The organism is Pseudobdellovibrionaceae bacterium (assembly GCA_019637875.1).
In the GTDB taxonomy this organism is placed as follows: Bacteria; Bdellovibrionota; Bdellovibrionia; order Bdellovibrionales; family Bdellovibrionaceae; genus JAHBUW01.
The window spans coordinates 86,269-104,405 of record JAHBUW010000013.1; the positions used below are offsets into that span (position 1 = coordinate 86,269).

Consider the following 18,137-nt stretch of genomic DNA (forward strand, 5'->3'; position numbering starts at 1 on the left):
AAATGATCGTCAAGGGCGGAGCGGTTTTGAATGGCGAAGTCGCCACGGGCGGCGCGAAGAACTCGGCCCTGAAACTCCTGTTCGCGGCCCTGCTCGCGGAAGGTGAACACATCTTCCATAACGTTCCCGATCTTCATGACATCATCGCGACAGGACAGCTTCTGCAGTCTCTCGGATGCGAGATGACCCGTGACGGAAACACGATTCGTTTGAAGGTGACGAAGCCGAAATCGATGGAAGCGCACTACGACCTGGTTCGTAAAATGCGCGCCTCGATCCTGTGCTTGGGTCCGCTCCTCACCAAATACGGCGAGGCCGTGGTTTCGCTTCCGGGTGGTTGCGCGATCGGTTCGCGCCCCATTGATCTGCACTTGGAAGGCATGAAGGCCTTGGGTGCGGAAATCGAGCTGAAGGACGGTTACGTTCACGCCCGCGCCAAGCGCCTGAAGGGCGCGCATTTCCTGTTCGAAATTTCAACCGTCGGCGGTACCGAGAACGTGATGATGGCGGCCGCTTTGGCCGAGGGTCGTACGGTTCTAGAGAACGCGGCGAAAGAGCCCGAAATCGTCGATCTGGCGATGTACCTGAACGCCATGGGCGCGAAGATCAAGGGCTACGGTACGAGCGTCATCGAAATCGAAGGCGTCGAAAAGCTGAAGCCCGCGGAATACAGCGTGATGCCCGACCGGATCGAAGCGGGAACGCTCATCATCGCGGGCGCCATCACGGGCGGCGAAGTCACCGTGAAGAAAATGGTGCCTGAACACGTCGATTCGCTTCTGTTCAAACTGCGCGAAGCGGGATTTAAACTTTCGATCGGTCCGGATTCGGTGACCGTGCATCCGCAAAAGGGCTGGAAGGCCGTCGACATCACGACGCAGCCTTACCCGTTCTTCCCCACGGATTTGCAGGCGCAGTTCATGGCGCTGATGACCGTCGCGGAAGGCACGAGCGTGATCTCGGAATCCGTTTTCGAGAACCGCTTCATGCACGTTCAAGAGCTCACGCGTTTGGGTGCGGACATTTCGCCAAAGACCCGTGTGGCGGTCGTGCGCGGTAAGCCGGGTGGCCTCAGCGGTGCGCCGGTGATGGCAACGGATCTGCGCGCGAGCGCGTCGCTGGTTCTCGCGGGCCTAGTGGCGAAGGGTGAGACCACCGTGAACCGCATCTACCATTTGGATCGCGGCTACGAAAAGCTCGAGGCGAAGCTAGCGTCCCTGGGCGGGCAAGTCCTCCGGCAGGGCGGTAGCGTCTGATGCCGGTGACGGCCCCGGCCCAACCGTCGAACCGCTTGCCGCGGTGGATGTGGATTGTTCTGGGGGTCATGTTTCTGACCGCCGTCGGCCTCGCGATGGCGATGCCCTACCTGCAGAAGCTCTCCACTGAATCCGGTGATCGTCACCTCTTCGCGCAGGCGAACCGGGTGCGGGTCTTCGCCAACGCCCACAAAGCCAAGCACGGCGAGTTCCCCAAGACTCCCGAATCCTTCAAAGCGGTGACGCTGCCCGAAGGCGACCTCGAGAACGTCATCCTGATTACCGAGAGATCCGAAATCCCCGAGGTCTTCCACAAAGACCTTTTCGAAAGCTGGCTGCCTCGGTTTGAAAAGGAAGAGTTCCAAATCCTCTTCGTATCTAGATCCCTCTCCGGTGAGAGGACGAGCCTCTGGCTGGTGAAGTCCGGCGCGACGAAACCGCTTAAACTCCTTGAGCGTTAGGAAGATGAAGCCGCGCATGTCTAGAAGGCGGATTGTTCTGCGAGAGCCCCAAAAATAAAAAGCCGGTCAGGGATCCTGCCGGCTTTTTTCTTTTCGGAAACGTCGTTCCCAGAAAAGAAAAAGCCTCATCCTGGAGGGGGGGTGGACGAGGCTTTTAAGGACTTATTCAAATTTTAGAATTGCGCGGGTTCAGGAGGGGACTTGAACCCGCGCTGCAAAACACTACTGAAGGATACTCACGTTATAAACAATCACCACAGGGGCGACCGGCATACGCTCTTCGATGGCTTGGAGGGGGTTAGCCATCTGAAATTCGTAAACCGGACCGACCTTGTGTTTGATTTCAAATCCAATCACTTCAACCACCTGACCATTGAAGTTGGTCAAATCTTGGTTGGAGCGGAGTTCGTAAGTCGCGTCTTCGGTCATCAAGTAAGTCTGACCATCGACGGACACGATCATCTCACCCACGAAACTTTGCAGCTGGTTGGCTGCCGAAGCCTGCGGGGGTTGCGGGAAGATGCGCATTTCAGTGGCGCGAGCCGATGCCGAAAGACCGATGATCAAGAGGACGTAAAGACCAATCAGAGTATTGCGGACTTTGCGTTGCTTGAGGCCGTTCTTCAGGATGTTCATCATGCTGCTTTTCATTGTGTGCGTCTCCCTGACTCCTTTCGATACAGCAAGGGGAGTGCCAACTAGTTTGACAGTCGAGAAGCCTTTATATTCGAGATGAGATCCGCTTGCCGGATCCAAAATCGATCTAGACGTGGTTCCAAGCTGGACTTTGGTTCCATTGTTGAACCGAGAGGGAATTGGACTCGGGGGAACCCAAAACACGAGTTAAAATCAAGGTCTATGGCTCGAAACCCGTCGGACAATTCGACGCACTGGCTCGTGATGTTGCCGGCCGGCAAGATCATTGGTCCCTACACATCCGATGCGGTGTTGAAGCTCATTCGCGAAGGCGCGGCGAATGAGGACTGTCGTATTAAAAAGATGGGCACGGGAACCTGGCATCCCCTCAGTAAAGAGGCGCAGTTTTTCGACGCGATCTTAGAGGCGATGAACAATCCCGCGAAGGGCGCCGGGAATCCAAATCATCAAGCCGAAAACTTTTTCTCGGAAACGATCATTCAGAAAGCGCCGCAGTCCGCGGAAGCGACCCGCATCAGCGGCTCGATGGTTGCGAATCAACAGGACGAGATGACGGTGCCCGGGGTTTCCAGCGATGAACAGGGTGCGCCGGATATTATCAACGCGCCTCAGGTGCGTGCGTCCACGAAAGCCGCGGATAAAAAAACCGACGGTAACGTCCTTGAGCTGTCGAATCTGGGACAAGTCGCGCGCGAGGAAATTCGTAAGAACTCGAAAGGTCCCATCGCGCTCGTGGTGGGGGCGGTCGTTCTGGCGTTGGCGGCGTTCTTCATCGACACCGGTCCCGGTCCGCAAGAGCTGCAATTGATTTTGCCGAATCTCAATCGACCCCCGGTCGCGCAGTTCGACGAACGCATGGTGGATGCGGCCTTCAACAAAGCACGCACTTATTTCTGGGCCGACACGGTCGAGGGCTACTTGTTGTCGCAGGCGCAGCTGGTGACCTTGATCGAAGCGGTGCCGCAGTACATGCCCGCGCGCGGACTGCTTTGCCAGGTTTACCGCGAGCTCTGGCCCTACGTGAAACAGGCGAACGCCGAACTCGAAATCGTGAAGAAGCTTTATAAGTCGACCCGCGCCCTTGATCCCACGGGCCCCGCCGGCGCTTACTGTGAGGTCACGCAGCTCTTGATTCAGGGACGGACCAACGAAGCGGTCGGCGTCGTCGGATACTTCTTGGAAGTTTGGGACCGCGACAACATCGAGTATCTGCGCGAAATGGAAAGCAAGGGGCGCTTGGCGCACCGGTTCTCGGAAGATCCGATCATGATGTCGTTCCGTGCCGAGCTGTTGGCCACCGTTCGAGAGGACGGGGGGACGCGCATCGATCTGTCGACCGCGGCGGCCTACACGCAGAACATCCAACAGCGCGTACCCTACTGGGTGAAGATGTACTACCTGCAAGCCCGCTTTCTGATGCAGGCGGGACGGCCGCAAGATGCCGCGCAAGCTTTCGAGAAAACGTTGAAGCTGAATCCCAATCACAAGCCGTCACTGATTGAGTTCGGGATCATGAATTACACGCAGTTCCGGCAGGCTGATAAGGCCTTGAACTATATTACGGGCGCGCTCAACGCGCGCGGGATCGTCACGCGCAACCTCGAATCCCGCGCGAACTTCACGCTCGCGAAGATCTACGCGGAACGCCGCGATCTTGCCGAGGCGTTGAAGTACGCCGAAAAAGCCTACGATTTGAATCCCGCCGACAGCATGACGAAGAACCTCGTCGTGGAGTTGGGCGGGAACGTGAAATTGTCGGACTCGGCAGCGCGCAACAATACGCTCGTTCTCGAAGGCGATCAGCACGAACGTGAAGGCGACTGTCTGATGGCGCAGGGTCTTTACAAATCGGCTTTCGAAGCGGACCCGCAAAATGCGCCGGCGGCGATGAAAGCGGGCAAGTGTTTGAAGCAGTTGAATCGTCCGCGCGAAGCGATCAATTGGCTGCTGAAAGCGATCAAAGCCGATCCCAAATTCACGACTCCCTATTTGCTGCTCGCGGACTACTATTCAGAGGCTTACGATTTCCGCCGCGCGGAAGCGATTCTTAATCAAGCCGCGCAACGTTTTCCGAACCACTACGAAATTTTGCGCGGTTACGGATTGCTGTCGTTCCGTCAGCTTCGTAACAAAGCGGCGATCGGGTATTTGACCCGCGCGCTGAAGGGCTACGAAGGCGACATTGAAACCTTGATCCTTTTGGCAAAGACGTATTTGCAGGATCAGGACTACCAGCAAGCTTTGAATTTTGCGACGCGCGCTTTGGAGCTTGATCGCTCGAATGTCGAGGCCCACATCGTGTACGGACGGACGCTGGCGCCGTTCAAAGGCCTTGATGCCGCGATCACGTATTTGCGCGATCAGCGTCAGCAGTTTTCGCGCAACGTGGAATATCCGCTCGCCATCGCGGAGCTTTACCGCGATACGGGCCGCTGCGCGAATGCCGAGCAGGAATTCAAAACCGTGATCGAGTGGAAGCCGCAAACGAAAGCCGCCTACGTCGGGCTTGCGGAATGTTACTATTTGGCGGGAAGCATTCGTGAGGCGGTGAAGGCCTTCTACGAAGCGGCTTACTACGACCCCTCCGATGCGGAACCCTTCGTGCGCATCGGTATGGTCTACATTTCGGCCAATCGTTACGGTGACGCGCTTCCACTTTTGAAGCGGGCGCTGACGGTGAACGAGATGAAGCCGCTCGTTCGTTATTATCTGGGAAAAGCCTATTTCGGAATGGGCGACTACAAAGCCGCGCTGGACTGGGCGATGCAGGAAGCCGCGCAGAACCCCAGACTCGCCGAGCCCTACGTGCTGGCGGCAGAGGTGCACTCCGCGACGGGCGCCTACAAAGAATGCGCGGATCAGTATCAAAAAGCGGTGGGTTTAAGGACCGCGAATCGTGCGGAACTCTACGTCAATATGGCGCAGTGCCAACGTCAGTCCCAGAACCTCGACGGGGCCCAGGGTTCGCTGGATATCGCGATCACGCTGGAATCCGGTCGGCCCGAAATCTATCGTGAGCAGGGCGCGCTGTTCGAGCTTCGCGGGGATCTCCGCGCGGCGGCCGCCGCGTACAATAAATATCTGACCTTATCGCCGAACGCGCCGGATCGCGCGGGAGTCGAATCACAGCTCAACCGCTTGGGCGGTGCGGGCGATTAGGTCTCGACGCTGCCGTCGGAATGTCGTTATACTGAGTCAAAGCAGGAGGCTGAGACGTGGGTTTGGGCGCTAAAGTTTCGAATATGTCGCAACAGTTGCAAGAGGGTTTCCGTATCACGGTCACCGGATTGCTGGGTTGGTCACTGAAGCTTTTCTCGGCCTTCATGATCGGTTTGACGTTTGCGCTGATCGGTCAGGAAGCCTTCGCCTATGGCAACATGGCGTTTCTGTTAGTGCTTGTTGTCTCGGCGGGCTTGATTGTGCGGTGGATTAGCGCGTGGACCATTCTTAACGTCGTGGTCTTCGATTTGATCTGCGTGCTTGTCGGCTTGTCCCTGAAAATGTATATCATGCTGGCTCCTTAAGCGAAGGACGAACCACATGATTGATATTAAGCTCCTCGATCGTAAAGCCGAGAACGGCCCCTCTTTTGCCGACCAGTACCGCGAATGCCTGAAGAATCGCGGTGCTTCGACGGACGTGCTCGACAAGCTGCTCGCGCTCAATCGCGAGCGCAAAGAGTTCATCACCAAAGCGGAAACTTCGAAAGCGCACCAGAACAAGGTCAGCGCCGAAGTGCCGAAGCTCAAAAAAGAAGGCAAAGACGTTTCGTCGCTGCTCGAAGAGATGGGCCGTCTTTCGAAAGAAACCAAAGAACTCGAGGCGCAGGCTGCGGCGGTGGACGCGCACGTCACCGAGATCGCGCTCACGCTGCCGAATATGCTGCATGCATCGGTGCCGGTCGGTTCGTCGGCCGAGCAGAATGTCGTCGTCAGTGTCTGGGGTGAGCCCGCGAAGATGGGTTTTCAGGCGAAGGACCACGCCGTCCTTGGCGAGAAGCTGGGGATTTTGGATTTCGAGCGCGCGGGTAAAGTGACGGGATCGCGCTTCACATTCCTGAAGGGGCGCGGGGCGCAGATGGAGCGCGCGCTGATTCAGTTCTTCATGGATTTGCATTCGAATCGCCACGGTTACACCGAGATGATTCCGCCCTATATGGCGAACTCGGCGAGTTTCGTCGGAACCGGTCAATTCCCGAAGTTCCAAGAAGACGTCTTCCACTTGGGGGGGACGGATTACTTCTTGATCCCGACGGCGGAAGTCCCGGTGACGAACTACTACCGCGAAGAAATTTTGGAAGAAAGCGAACTGCCGTTGTCGTTCTGTGCCTACTCGCCGTGTTTCCGTAGCGAAGCGGGGGCGGCGGGTCGCGACACGCGCGGGTTGATCCGTCAGCACCAGTTCCACAAAGTGGAGCTGATGACCTTTGCGCATCCCGCGAAGTCTTACGACGTCCACGAACAGTTGACCGGTCATGCGGAAGAGTGCCTGAAGCAGCTGGAGCTTCCGTTCAAACGTTTGGCGCTTTGTTCGGGCGACATCGGCTTTGGCGCCGCGAAGACCTACGATCTGGAAGTCTGGATGGCCGGCGCACAGACCTACCGCGAGATCAGCTCGTGCACGAATTTCGAAGACTTCCAATCGCGTCGGGCGAACATCCGCTTCCGTCCCGAAGGTGGCGGTAAGCCGCAATTCGTGCATACGTTGAACGGCAGCGGTTTGGCCGTGGGACGTACGCTCGTGGCGATTCTCGAGAACTACCAAAACGAGGATGGCAGCGTGCGCGTACCGAAAGTGCTTCAGCCCTATATGGGTGGATTGACTCAGATTTCGGGGTAAATCCCCTTGCTCGCCGGGATCAAAGTGTCTAGAACTGATCCCGGACAGTTGGTAGAGCGGTTGAATACACCAGTCTTGAAAACTGGCAAGCCCTCACGGGCTTCGAGGGTTCGAATCCCTCACTGTCCGCCACCTCAGCCTTTGTCTCATTTCAATACGCAAACATCAGTACATAATGAAAGTGCGATTAAGGGTTTCTAAGCGAAATCCGATAGGTTCTTCATGAGCAAGATCCGATTGCCGACCTCGGCGCTGGCGGCGCTGACCCTCTTGTGGGCGAGCGCGCTGATCATTCCGCTCGCGCAGGTTTCCGGCGCGCATTACTTTCCTTTTTTGGCGCGGCCGTTGACCGGTCTTGCGTCGGACTCCGCGCCGCGGATGGATCACTTCTTGGGCACGACGTGCGGATGCTCCGAGAAGGTTTTGAAGTACCTTGAAGGTCGCGGTTCGCAGGTGAATGAGGTCGTGCACATCGTGGGGCCCGGCGAACCGTGGGCTTCGCGACTGAGCGAACGCGGCTTTCAAGTGGAAGTGCTCAGCGAAGACGAGGCCCTTTCCCGGTACCAGCTGGAGAGCGTGCCCCGGCTTTTGATTTCCGCAGCGGGGGAGACCCTGTACCAAGGCGGATACAACGAAGATCAACGCCATAACTCGCGTTACGAAGACCTCACACTGTGGGAAAGCCTCGCCCGGAAAGGCGGAGCGGCCGTGGAGCGGAGCTACCCGCTCTACGGGTGCGCGAACGGAAAATTGCGTAAAGCACAACTCGATCCATGGAAAATGAAATATGAATAACGCCGAACTTCCGTTTTATCAGAAGAGCAACACGGTCATGCTGGCCGTGATGGCTTTGAACATTCCAGTCATGCTTTTGACCGCGGTCATGAGCGGGACCAGCTTCTTTCAGGCCTTGGGATGGTCATTGGCGATCCTGGCCGGGCCCACACTGAGCTGGATGAACTCGCGCGGATCGGTCCTGACCTCGATCCTGCTGGGGATGTCGAGCATGATGTTCAGCGGACTGAATGATCCATCTCGGGAAAGGCATGATCGAATGCCATTTTCACGTTTTTGTCTTTCTGTGTGTCCTGACCTTGATGGCGGAACCTCTGGCGATCCTGGCCGCGGCCGGGACGATCGCCGTGCATCACTTGTCGTTTTTCTTTTTACTGCCCTCCAGTGTTTTTAATTACGACGCCGGGATCGGCATCGTATTACTGCATGCGCTGTTCGTCGTGGTGGAAACCGTTCCCGCGACTTATGTGGCTTTCCGGTTCAAGAAACTCGTGGTGGTGCAAGGTCGCATTCTGAATGACCTCGATGGCGTCGCCGAGGATCTCGAGAGGGTCTCGGGGATCACGGCGGAAAACTCGACGAAGATTTCCCACGCCGTTCATGATCAGGGGGAAACGATCCGCACTACGGTCTCGGCGATGGATGAGATTTCCTCCATGGTGGAGGCGAATCTGAATGCGGCCCGTGAATCGCAAAAAGTCGTTGAGGACAGCATCCAAGCGGCGCGCAACGGCCGGAAAGAAATCGCGGAAATGGCGGAGCAGATTCGTGCTTTGGCGGAGCAGGCCGAGCAAACGGCCGTCGATTTGACCGACAGCAACGTTCAGCTTCAAGAGATCACGAAGATCATCGGTTCCGTCGGCGCGAGAACCAAGGTGATTAACGAAATCGTGTTCAAGACGGAACTGTTGTCGTTCAATGCGTCCGTCGAAGCGGCACGCGCGGGTACGCACGGCCAAGGGTTCGCGGTGGTCGCGACGGAAGTCGGAAACCTGGCGCGCATGAGCGGTCAGGCGGCCGACGAGATCGGCGAAAATGTCGAGGCGAGCGTGACCAAGGTGCAGGAGCTGGTGACCAGCTCCGCCGCGAAGATGCAGAGGATCGTCGCCGGTAACGAAGCGCGAGTGAGCTCGGTCCGGGCGTCCTCGGAAGCTTGTTTGCGGCGGCTTGAAGAGATCAATCACCACATCCAACATCTTCAAGAGCGTTTCGACGGGATTCTGCGGGCCAGCGACGAGCAGGCGAAGGGCGTTTCAGAGGTTCAGCGCGCGATCGGAAGCTTGGACGAGATTTCGGACAATCAGAAAACGATGGTGAAAAGCTCGGAAACCACGTCGCAAGTTCTGCGGGATCGGGCATCGGAAGTCAGCGCTTTGACGGAAGCTCTCAAACGAGCGTCGTAACGGCATGCGATGGCTCCATCGTTACGACAGAAATCGATTTAGATAGGGAAGCAAGATTTTCGGATCGACCATGTGATCTTGGCCGGGGACTTCGATGAAGTTTCCGGGTGGGACCACGGGTTTGACTTGCTCGGCGACGCGCAGGATGGAGTCCGGGCTCTTGGCGCCGTAAAGAAGCTGGAAAGGCACCTTGATTTTCTGCATGCGCGCGATCGGGGCGAGGGGTTCCGTCAAGGTCATATCGTACAGCAGGGTCGGCGCGAGCGCCTTCATGCGCCGCCATCCCGGCATCAAAGGAAGAAGATAAGTGAAGATGCGAGGCATACCGATGCCGACCAGAAACTGCCGGATGGCCGCCGTGTGGTGGCCGTTCGCGAGTGAGGTTTCGACTTCGCGGCGAAGTAAGCGGTACTCGGCCTGTTCGCGCTCCGAGGCCGAATAGGGGATGTCGTAGAGGACGGCTTTGGGGACCTTTTCCGGAGTTTTGAGCGCGGTTTCCAGCGCGAGGACGGCGCCGGAGGAGTGTCCGTACAAAAAAGCCTTCCCACCGCAGGCGTCGATCAGAGCTTCGATGTCTTCGATCTCGCGTTCAATGCGGTAAAGGGGCGCATCGCTACTGTCGCCACGACCGCGACGGTCGTAGACGATCGTGCGGAAAGACTGCGCGAAAATTTTTGCGTCCTTCACGATCGGCGAAAATTTTCGATGGCAAATGGCTCCGGAAATATAGATCAGTGCGGGACCGTTGCCGAACACATCATAGGCGATCTGGGTGCCGTCTTTGGAAACTACGACCATCTTGGTAAGGTCGCATGGCCGCAGGCCGGTTTCAACTTGACGAAGGTCCGAGAGATTTGTGCGATCGCGCACTAATTTTGTGGCCGCGTGAAGCGGTCGTGAATCAAACGTGCTTCAATTCCATGTTCGAGAAAGACTTTCGCTCCGGCAAGCACGAGCGAAAATCCGCCCAGGGAATCGAGAACCTTCGCGACCACTTCATCGTCGGTTCCGCGATGCCCGGTTTCTTTGACGTTCAAGACGGTCTGGTCTGAAGCGACGCTGGTGAAGGTCCACTCCACGTGGGTCATTTCGCCCGGGTCGCCCCACTCCATGACGATGCGGCGCTGTGGGACGATTTCATGGACGATGACGTCCGCACCGACTCCGTACATCTCCCAAGTCCATCGCACGGTCTTTCCCGCCGCGAGAGGCCCGCTGCTTTTCGTGAACCAAAAGCGTGTTGTGACGGCGGGGTCGACCACGGCGTTGAAAACATCCGCCACGGGACGGCGGATGAGCATTTCGGTTTCCATTATGGGTCGTGTTTTGAGTTCCACCGGATCACCTCCGGACGGATTCTAGCGCTTAATCGCGCCAACCTTCAATCCAGCGGCAAAGACTGCTGTGCGCGTCGCAGGCGAAGGGACTCAGGCCTTCGCAGAAGGTACGGTGGGCTTCGTAGCCACGGCGAGGTTTGCAAATTCTTTCCGCCGAAAAGGTCGGAAGCGCGAACAAGAGGATCGTGAAAAGGATGAATGGTTTCATTTTGCTCCTTGGGTGTAGGGATGGCCCCTCCATTGCCAAGAGCGTGCCGGACTTATCGCACCGGTAAGCCTTCGAGTAGGCACTGCACTTTAAGCTCAGGTCCCTCGCGGACCTTGCCTTCACGGTGACGGTAAAGGCTGTCGACCAGGATCCCGCGTCCCCAGACCACTTCGCCACGTTCACCCATCCACGTGGCCATGAGGCTGACGACACGATCGGTTTCGGGTGTGGCGAGCTCATCCAATACGATTTCCAGATACGCCCGTTGTCCGGCCGGTTCCACGGCGCTTTGGAAGAGCGAGGAGCGAAGCTTTCGTCCATTCAGGGTGACGTCGACAGGAGCGCCGATGTTATCGCGTGGATCGAGCCCACGGTAACTGAGTTTGATGCGGTAATCGTCTCCGGTGAGCGTGTCGCAAGCGATATCGATTCGCGACTGTGCGTGAACCGGTCCCACCCATAAAGCGAAGATCACCAGAAGAGTTCGCATCCGACTTTTAGGGTAAAGAGGGTGTTGCGTGACGGTCAAGCGGAAGAGTTTAGTAAAGAGAGCGGAGATAGCACTCGTAATCGAAGCTTTCCGTCTGCCGACGGTAACAGGCCGCGAGTCCCGCAAGCGGAACTCCGTAGGATTGACCGGGGTCCGCGACGCGGGTCGTGTCCGCGCCTTCAACTTCGCAAGGGTTGTGGACCGAGCAGGGGACGTTGTCTCCGCTGTAGTGCGTGTTGGCGAGTCCGACGAGTTCGTTTGCGGCGTTGAGCGTGAAGGACCCGGAGAAGCCGGTGTAGAACTCGCATTCGTTCGAAAACTTGATCGCGGGACCGGTCCAGAAAGGCCCCTCGCGAAGTCGCGTGATCGAATCCAAGACGCGGCAGCGTTGTTCGCGATTGTAGTACGAGGCGAACACGCGGACTTCTTCGCCCTCGGTCGCGTTCTTTTCGGCCAGCAGGAACGGCGCGATCTGTAGACGCTCCCTCAGCTCGCGGTAGGTTTCGGTCAATTCGAAAACGGCGACGTCCGTTCCGGTCATCGTCGCGAACTGCAGCTGGCGAACTTGGACGGGTTCGTTGCGTCCTTCAACCTGCAGCGTGATGACGGTGTTGGCGCGAACTTCGGAGGAATTCAAATTCGTGAAGACCTCGCCCGCTTCGGGAAACGATTGCCCGCGTCCGAGGATCTCGCGGTAGCGCACGCAATGTCCATTTGTCATCACGAGGGCAGGGGCGTCTTCGGTTTGCCCCGGCGCCGCGAAGAGGCCTCCGGAACAGCCGTTCACCGTCGCGTAGGCTTTCGGTGTCTGCGCGCGTACGGCCTCGGTGGGAATGTCGCGCAGGCGGCAGCCTTTCACCGAGAGGTCGAATCTTTTTTCCGGGGTCAGGCAGGTCGAGAGGCTCGCGACCTCGGAGGCCCAGCTCGAAATTTTCCCGTTGTACTCTTCCGGATAACTTCCGCCGACGTTGAGCCCGACGATTTGCCCAGAAGACTCGTCGATAAGGATCGATCCCGAGTGTCCCGGTTCGCTGACGCAGCCGAAGTAAACGAACGGATCAGAGAGGAAATCGGTTCCGGCGTCATTGAAGAAAATCTTTTCGAGCTGAAGATCGACTTGGCAGCGCTGCACGCCTTCGAGGTTGTAAAACGTGATGGGGGTACCGACGGCGGGGCGGGACGGGCTGACCCAACGCGCGCGAATGCCGAACTGACTTTCGATTTCACGATAGGTTTGCGTGAGCTCCAGTAAAAGCAGGTCGACGCCGGTTTGGGTGCCGAACAAAATTCGGTGCGCGCGAACGGCGCGCTGTCGTCCCGACGGATCGTGAAGGTACACGGGCTTATCGATTGCTTCGTTTGCGCGAAACGCGCCGACCGGCATGCCGTTGCAGTGACCGCAGGCCAGGACGTAAGCGGGGGTATCGAGGCTTTGTCCTTCAAAGCGAATGAGCGCCGCAGGAGGCGTGCGACCATCGAACTGAATGGCGAAAAGGCCGAGTCCTTCCGGGCTGTCCGGAGCGGGGCTCGCGAGGGCTGTCAGGCTCATCAAGATGGTGATCAAAAGTGTAATTGCAGGCATTGAGGCTCCCCTGCCTGCGGAGTTAGCACGGCGCGGGGGCTCCCAAGCGGGAGCATGACTTCGGAAATGTGTTCAATAGGGGGAAGGGAAGAAATGGCGGAGAGAGAGAGATTCGAACTCTCGTTACGGGTTAGCGTAAACACGATTTCGAATCGTGCGCCTTCAGCCACTCGGCCACCTCTCCGCGATAACGGATTTGTGTTAAAGGAAAACCCTACATGGGGCAATCTTGGGCTCCATTGCGGCGCGTCTATGGCGGCTTGGGCGCCCGGGATTGCGGCAGACTTAGAAATCTCTAGCGGGAGATTGGTTCACCATGGCTCCCGGGCCGCAAAACTTCTCGGCGAAGACGTAGAGGTCCGGCTGATCGGTGATCACGCCGTCGGTACCCAGCTCGATCGCGCGCAAGGCTTCGTCCGGGCGGTTGACCGTCCAAGGGATGACCTGCACGCGACGGTCGTGAAATTCACGCAAGGTGGCCGCGCTGACTTGGCTGACGTGCGGGGTAATCAGGTCAAGGTTGAGTTCGCGCGCGATGTCCAGACCGACGTTGATGTCGGGCAGAAGCGCGGCCAAACGGATCGTGGACCGTTGGCGGCGCAGCTCGCGTAGAATATCGATGTCGAAGGACTGCACCAAAATCCGTTCGTTCGAGACGCGAGCCTGATCGAGGGTTGCGAGCAAGAGCTGCACGTATTCCGGTCGTGAGGGATAGTAGCGCGGGGATAGCGTGGGATTGTATTTGATTTCGATATTGAAACCGACGGGTTGATTTTTACGGGTCGAGATCGGGTGCAAAGACTGAAGAACTTGTAGCAAGCTGGAGATACGTTCGCCCGGTACGGGTTGTCCCGTTTTGACTTTGGATCCGCAGTCGTAAGTCTGAATTTCGGCGAGCGTCATGTCGCGATAGAAAATCTTCTCGGCGCGCGGCTTTCCGCCGACCGTGCACTCTTCTTTCATCCAATGATCATGCGCGACGACTAAGCGAGAGGGCTTCGGTTCGCTATCGCTCGCGACCTGCAGGTCCATTTCGATCACGTCGGCTCCGAGTTCTACGGCACGATGAAAAGCGGTCAGCATATTTTCGGGACGATCCGCGGCTCCGCGATGGGAATGCAAAACCATGCGTCTCAAGTTTTCACATAAGCGCAAAGATGTTTCGGTGCTCGCCGGAGTACGCGCGGAAGGGGTTTTGCTGGCGCAACCGATGAGCGTGGCGATTGACACGGCGACTGACACGAATGAGAGGGAAAACTTGATCATTCATAAATGTTAGAAGAGGAAACGCCCGCCGCTGAGTCCAGAAAACCGTCCCTGGAGCGGTTTCCCAGCCTGAAGTCCAAACGCAGATGCGTAGCCTTAAGAATTTCTAATGTTTCTGAACCTTGCATGGATCAGGAACTCTCTTTTAGCATCCAATTATGCGTCGTATTCTTTTGATCGAAGACCAGTTGGATTTTCAGTTGATGGTGAAAGCGACTCTCCAGCAACAGTACGAAGTGATTGTCGCCTCGAATGCGGAAGAGGGATTGCGTTTGGCGGATCATGCCGACGTTGAACTCATCCTGCTGGACGTCGGGTTGCCCGACGAGGACGGGCTTTCATTATTCACGAAGCTTAAAAATCTTCCACATGCGGCGGCAGTTCCGGTGATGTTTTTGACCGGCCGCTCTTCGACCGAAGATATCGTCGCCGGTTTTCAATTGGGAGCGGACGATTATATCGTGAAGCCTTTCGACGCGAACCAGTTCAAAGCACGGATCGACGCGCGTATGCGCTCGATGCAGAATCGGAAAATCCCCCCGATCGTTATGCGTAAAGGTTCTTTAGAACTCGATTGCGCGATGTCGAAAGCCTACGCGGTCGGGGAAAAAAGCTCGCGCCGCGATCTAGATCTGACACCCCACGAGTTTCGTTTGCTCGTTCACTTCATGCAAAACGAAGGGCAAGTCCTGACAAGGGAACAACTGATGTCGGCCGTGTGGGGTAACAATACTCACGTTCTGATCCGTACCGTGGATCGCCATATCTCTTCGCTGAGAAAGAAGCTCGATCCGCAAGTTGCGACCGTGGATGCGGTTCACAACTCGGGCTATCGATTCTCCGTCGGTTAAGCTAACAACGGGATTCCACGAAGCGGGTAGATGTCACGCAGGGGCACGCCGTCTTTCAGATATCCATGTAGGAAATCGCTGACCGTCGCATACTCCTCGGCGAAATCCATGACGTGAAACTGTTGGATGTCTTGGGGAGAGCGGCCGGAAGCGTTCTCAAGAAATTCGGCCATCCGCCCAAGCTTGATCGCGCCGATATTCAGGCTTGAGGACTTGACCGAATGTGCCGCCGCACCAAGAGCTTTCCAATCCGATTTCGCGTAGGCGTTCAGCACGGTCGCGATGAAATCCGGCATGATCTGCAAGTAGGCTTTGAAAATTTCATCAGGATTCGGGAAAGCCGGCCCTTTACGTAACCATTCTTCGATCAATGCGAGTAGGCGGTCCGTCTTGAAAGGCTTCGAAACATAGTCGTCCATTCCCGCGGCCAGGCAGCGATCACGATCCCCAACGAGCGCATTCGCGGTCAGCGCGATGATGGGAATACGCGACACGCGTAAGGTGTTAAGCTTGCGAATGCGACGGGTGGTTTCGTAGCCATCCATCTCGGGCATCTGACAATCCATTAAGATCAGATCGAACTCGTCCGTCTCTAAAAGACGGAGTGCATCGGCGCCTGAATCCACCGCGGTGATGGTAAGTCCCGTGTTGGCCATCGCGTGGATCGCGACCTTCTGGTTTACGGCATTGTCTTCGACCAGCAAGATTCGACCGACGATGGCGAGCACCGAAGCGACGGGTTCTTCGTATCGCAGCACTTCCGCCTTGGCGGCGACGGGATGTCCGTAATCCATACGGACGTTGAACCAAAACGTGGAACCGATGCCGAGCTGGCTGCGCACGCCGATTTGCCCGTTCATTTGCGTGATCAAATGTTTGCAGATCGAAAGCCCTAGGCCGGTGCCGCCGTAGGTGCGTGATGTCGAGGCGTCGGCTTGTTGAAAGGCTTGGAAAAGTTTGTCGAAGGCATCTTGCGCGATCCCGATGCCGGTGTCGCGAATTTCGAAATCGATCACCAGGCGGCCGTCTTCGCAAGCGGAGCTGCGAGCCGCGACGGTGACCTGTCCCTTAGGGGTGAATTTGATCGCGTTACCCACCAGATTGAGCAGAACTTGGGAAAGGCGACCGGGATCGCCTTTGACGTCGGCGTGAAGGGCGGGATCGATTTCGAAAACGAGATCCACCGCTTTTCCATCGGCGGCATGCGAGAAAATTTTCTGCAAGTTACGGAACACCGTCAGCAGGTTGAAGTCCTCGTGGGCGAGGACGAGCATTCCGGCCTCGATTTTCGAGAAGTCGAGAATATCGTTGATGATCGCCAAGAGGGATTCGCCGGAACTCTGAATGGTCATGATCGCGTCCGCCTGAACGGGCGCGAGTTGCGATTGCAACAAGTGCTCGGCGATTCCCAAGATGCCGTTCATGGGGGTTCGAATTTCGTGGCTCATGTTTGCGAGAAACTGGGATTTGGCGCGGGTCGAGGATTCGGCCTGTTCCTTCGCGCGCAAGAGTTGCTTCTCGGTTTCGCGCAGACTGGTGAACTGCTGCATTTGCGTCAGGGTCGAAGACAAGATTCCGCTGACCAAATTGAGGTCGTTGCGGTGGGACTCGCCGAACCCACGCGGTTGGTGAGAATAGACCTTCAATACGCCGTAAGGCTCACCTTGCGAAAAAATGGGAAGGACAACCATGGAGCGAATTCCCGCGCGACGGCAGGCCTCGCGGTCGACGCGTCCATCTTCTTCCGTGTCGTGTGAAATAAGCGCTTCACGGCGTTCGACGCAGATTCCGGAAAGACTGCCCTCGCGATCGACGGTAATTCCGACGTTGGGTGCCTTTTCGCCGTGGGTCGCTTCGTAGACGAATTTCGGGCCTTCGATTCTCTCGACCACGGCCCCGTCCGCTTGGGTTAGGCGAACCGCGTGCTCGAGGACCAACGCGCGCACGTCGTCCTTTTCAAGGTCGGCGGTGGCGATCGCATTTTGCATCTGGATGATTTCAAGAAAGCGAGCCTCTTGTTGGGAAAGTTTCTGGCGCGCCTGAGTTTCCGCTTTGAGGCTTGAGTCTTTGCGACGTCGAGTCTTTTCGACGACAATAAATACGGTGATCGCAAGAATTGCGGTCATGAGCGTAACGAAACTCAGCAGAATCTTGTCGACATCGACGATTTCACGGGCCTTCGCGTCCGACTCGTTCAGGCGCTTGAGTTCGTTGCTGGCGAGTTCGGCGATGGTCGTCGAAATCATTCCCCACTCCGGCTCGTTGGGTAGGGTTTGTTCCATTTTTAGACGTGCGGAACTCGTTCTATAATTTTCAGCGAAGTGGCGTAGGCTTGTCGACTTTCGCTCGTGAACGGAGCGAATGTATTCCAGCCGCCCCAGTTGACTCGGAAAGTCTCGCGTCAGGCCCAAGAGCTCTAAGATCGCCGTGTCGATGCCGGCCACGCTTTGTTCAAAATTTTCGAGATGATCCGGATTTCCAGAAAGAAGATAAGCGCGATGTTCCGCGTCGGCTTTGTGAAGATTCGCGATCAAGCGTTCTGAAAGCAAAATACGCTGACGGGCTTCGGCACGTTGACGTGTCAGCCCATAGAGTTCCGTGACCTTGTTTCGTGAGCTGATATTGATCGCGATCAAAGCCGCGACGGCGACAAGAAAAAGCAGATTGAGGGAGCGAAATAGTCGTGTCATCGCAGTTCTTATCGTTTCCGGAACTTCAGCAGAACGAAACTAAAGAAACATTAAGTCTCGACGGAGGGCGAGTCCATCTCAAGGCGAGAGGTCTTCGTTAATTTCTCATTATGCGAACGGGACATCCAATTGAAGGATCGCTCCCACCCATGAAAGCTCGTTCTCAAGTCCGCTTCACGCTTCGATAAGCGTCTAAGCTCTACCGAGAGGCAGAACATTCGGATCGCGATGCATTTAGTGTCCCGTCGAATGACACGGATTTCTGCAAAATCAAGTGCGGGGAGTTCAACCCGCATGATGGA

At 56.8% G+C, this 18,137-nt stretch carries 17 protein-coding genes and 2 tRNA genes; 10 read left to right on the plus strand and 9 right to left on the minus strand.

All coding sequences use genetic code 11. The features are described 5' to 3' along the window. Positions 1-2: 2 nt before the first annotated feature. Complete coding sequence (murA, locus tag KF767_15625) at positions 3-1,256, plus strand: UDP-N-acetylglucosamine 1-carboxyvinyltransferase (protein MBX3019317.1); 1,254 nt, start codon at positions 3-5, stop codon at positions 1,254-1,256. 68 nt (positions 1,257-1,324) lie between these two features. After that, positions 1,325-1,717 (plus strand): hypothetical protein, encoded by a 393-nt coding sequence (locus tag KF767_15630; protein ID MBX3019318.1) that lies wholly within the window; start codon positions 1,325-1,327, stop codon positions 1,715-1,717. Positions 1,718-1,939: 222 nt separating this feature from the next. Here the strand turns inward: KF767_15630 and KF767_15635 are convergent, their stop codons facing one another. Further along, the gene (locus KF767_15635) at positions 1,940-2,368 is read right to left on the minus strand and encodes a hypothetical protein (protein MBX3019319.1); all 429 of its coding nucleotides are present in this window, start codon (positions 2,366-2,368) and stop codon (positions 1,940-1,942) included. Positions 2,369-2,575: 207 nt separating this feature from the next. Here KF767_15635 and KF767_15640 point away from each other — a divergent pair, with 207 nt between their 5' ends. The 7 genes from KF767_15640 (at position 2,576) to KF767_15670 (ending at position 9,411) form a co-directional block, all read left to right on the plus strand. Next, a complete protein-coding gene (locus KF767_15640; GenBank protein MBX3019320.1) occupies positions 2,576-5,533 on the plus strand; it encodes a tetratricopeptide repeat protein in 2,958 nt (985 codons plus the stop codon). A gap of 56 nt (positions 5,534-5,589) precedes the next feature. Next, a complete protein-coding gene (locus KF767_15645; GenBank protein MBX3019321.1) occupies positions 5,590-5,898 on the plus strand; it encodes a hypothetical protein in 309 nt (102 codons plus the stop codon). A gap of 16 nt (positions 5,899-5,914) precedes the next feature. Next, complete coding sequence (gene serS, locus KF767_15650; protein ID MBX3019322.1) at positions 5,915-7,213, plus strand: serine--tRNA ligase; 1,299 nt, start codon at positions 5,915-5,917, stop codon at positions 7,211-7,213. 42 nt (positions 7,214-7,255) lie between these two features. After that, positions 7,256-7,345, plus strand: a tRNA-Ser gene (locus KF767_15655). A 90-nt stretch (positions 7,346-7,435) separates the two neighbouring features. Beyond that, positions 7,436-8,008 carry a hypothetical protein gene (locus tag KF767_15660; protein MBX3019323.1) on the plus strand — a complete coding sequence of 191 codons (573 nt, stop codon included), beginning with the start codon at positions 7,436-7,438 and terminating at the stop codon, positions 8,006-8,008. Further along, positions 8,001-8,402, plus strand: coding sequence for a hypothetical protein (locus KF767_15665; protein ID MBX3019324.1), 402 nt, complete (start codon positions 8,001-8,003; stop codon positions 8,400-8,402). Before KF767_15660 ends, KF767_15665 begins: the two co-directional genes overlap by 8 nt. Then, positions 8,311-9,411: a hypothetical protein gene (locus KF767_15670; protein ID MBX3019325.1), complete on the plus strand. Its 1,101-nt coding sequence runs from the start codon at positions 8,311-8,313 to the stop codon at positions 9,409-9,411. Before KF767_15665 ends, KF767_15670 begins: the two co-directional genes overlap by 92 nt. Positions 9,412-9,432: 21 nt before the next feature. Here KF767_15670 and KF767_15675 read toward each other — a convergent pair whose 3' ends face one another. From KF767_15675 to KF767_15705, 7 genes are all read right to left on the minus strand, one after another. Next, positions 9,433-10,209 carry an alpha/beta hydrolase gene (locus KF767_15675; GenBank protein MBX3019326.1) on the minus strand — a complete coding sequence of 259 codons (777 nt, stop codon included), beginning with the start codon at positions 10,207-10,209 and terminating at the stop codon, positions 9,433-9,435. Between the two features lie 71 nt (positions 10,210-10,280). Continuing rightward, positions 10,281-10,724: an SRPBCC family protein gene (locus tag KF767_15680; protein ID MBX3019327.1), complete on the minus strand. Its 444-nt coding sequence runs from the start codon at positions 10,722-10,724 to the stop codon at positions 10,281-10,283. Positions 10,725-10,776: 52 nt separating this feature from the next. Further along, positions 10,777-10,956: a hypothetical protein gene (locus tag KF767_15685; GenBank protein ID MBX3019328.1), complete on the minus strand. Its 180-nt coding sequence runs from the start codon at positions 10,954-10,956 to the stop codon at positions 10,777-10,779. Positions 10,957-11,008: 52 nt separating this feature from the next. After that, positions 11,009-11,446, minus strand: a complete 438-nt coding sequence (locus tag KF767_15690; GenBank protein ID MBX3019329.1) for a hypothetical protein — start codon at positions 11,444-11,446, stop codon at positions 11,009-11,011. Positions 11,447-11,495: 49 nt separating this feature from the next. After that, positions 11,496-13,028 (minus strand): trypsin-like peptidase domain-containing protein, encoded by a 1,533-nt coding sequence (locus tag KF767_15695; protein MBX3019330.1) that lies wholly within the window; start codon positions 13,026-13,028, stop codon positions 11,496-11,498. Between the two features lie 94 nt (positions 13,029-13,122). After that, positions 13,123-13,212, minus strand: a tRNA-Ser gene (locus KF767_15700). 101 nt (positions 13,213-13,313) lie between these two features. Further along, positions 13,314-14,156 carry a hypothetical protein gene (locus tag KF767_15705; GenBank protein ID MBX3019331.1) on the minus strand — a complete coding sequence of 281 codons (843 nt, stop codon included), beginning with the start codon at positions 14,154-14,156 and terminating at the stop codon, positions 13,314-13,316. Positions 14,157-14,452: 296 nt separating this feature from the next. Between KF767_15705 and KF767_15710 the strand changes: the two genes are divergently transcribed. Beyond that, positions 14,453-15,145 carry a response regulator transcription factor gene (locus KF767_15710; protein MBX3019332.1) on the plus strand — a complete coding sequence of 231 codons (693 nt, stop codon included), beginning with the start codon at positions 14,453-14,455 and terminating at the stop codon, positions 15,143-15,145. Here the strand turns inward: KF767_15710 and KF767_15715 are convergent. Continuing rightward, positions 15,142-17,835 carry a response regulator gene (locus tag KF767_15715; GenBank protein ID MBX3019333.1) on the minus strand — a complete coding sequence of 898 codons (2,694 nt, stop codon included), beginning with the start codon at positions 17,833-17,835 and terminating at the stop codon, positions 15,142-15,144. The genes KF767_15710 and KF767_15715 overlap by 4 nt on opposite strands. Positions 17,836-18,137 lie beyond the last annotated feature (302 nt).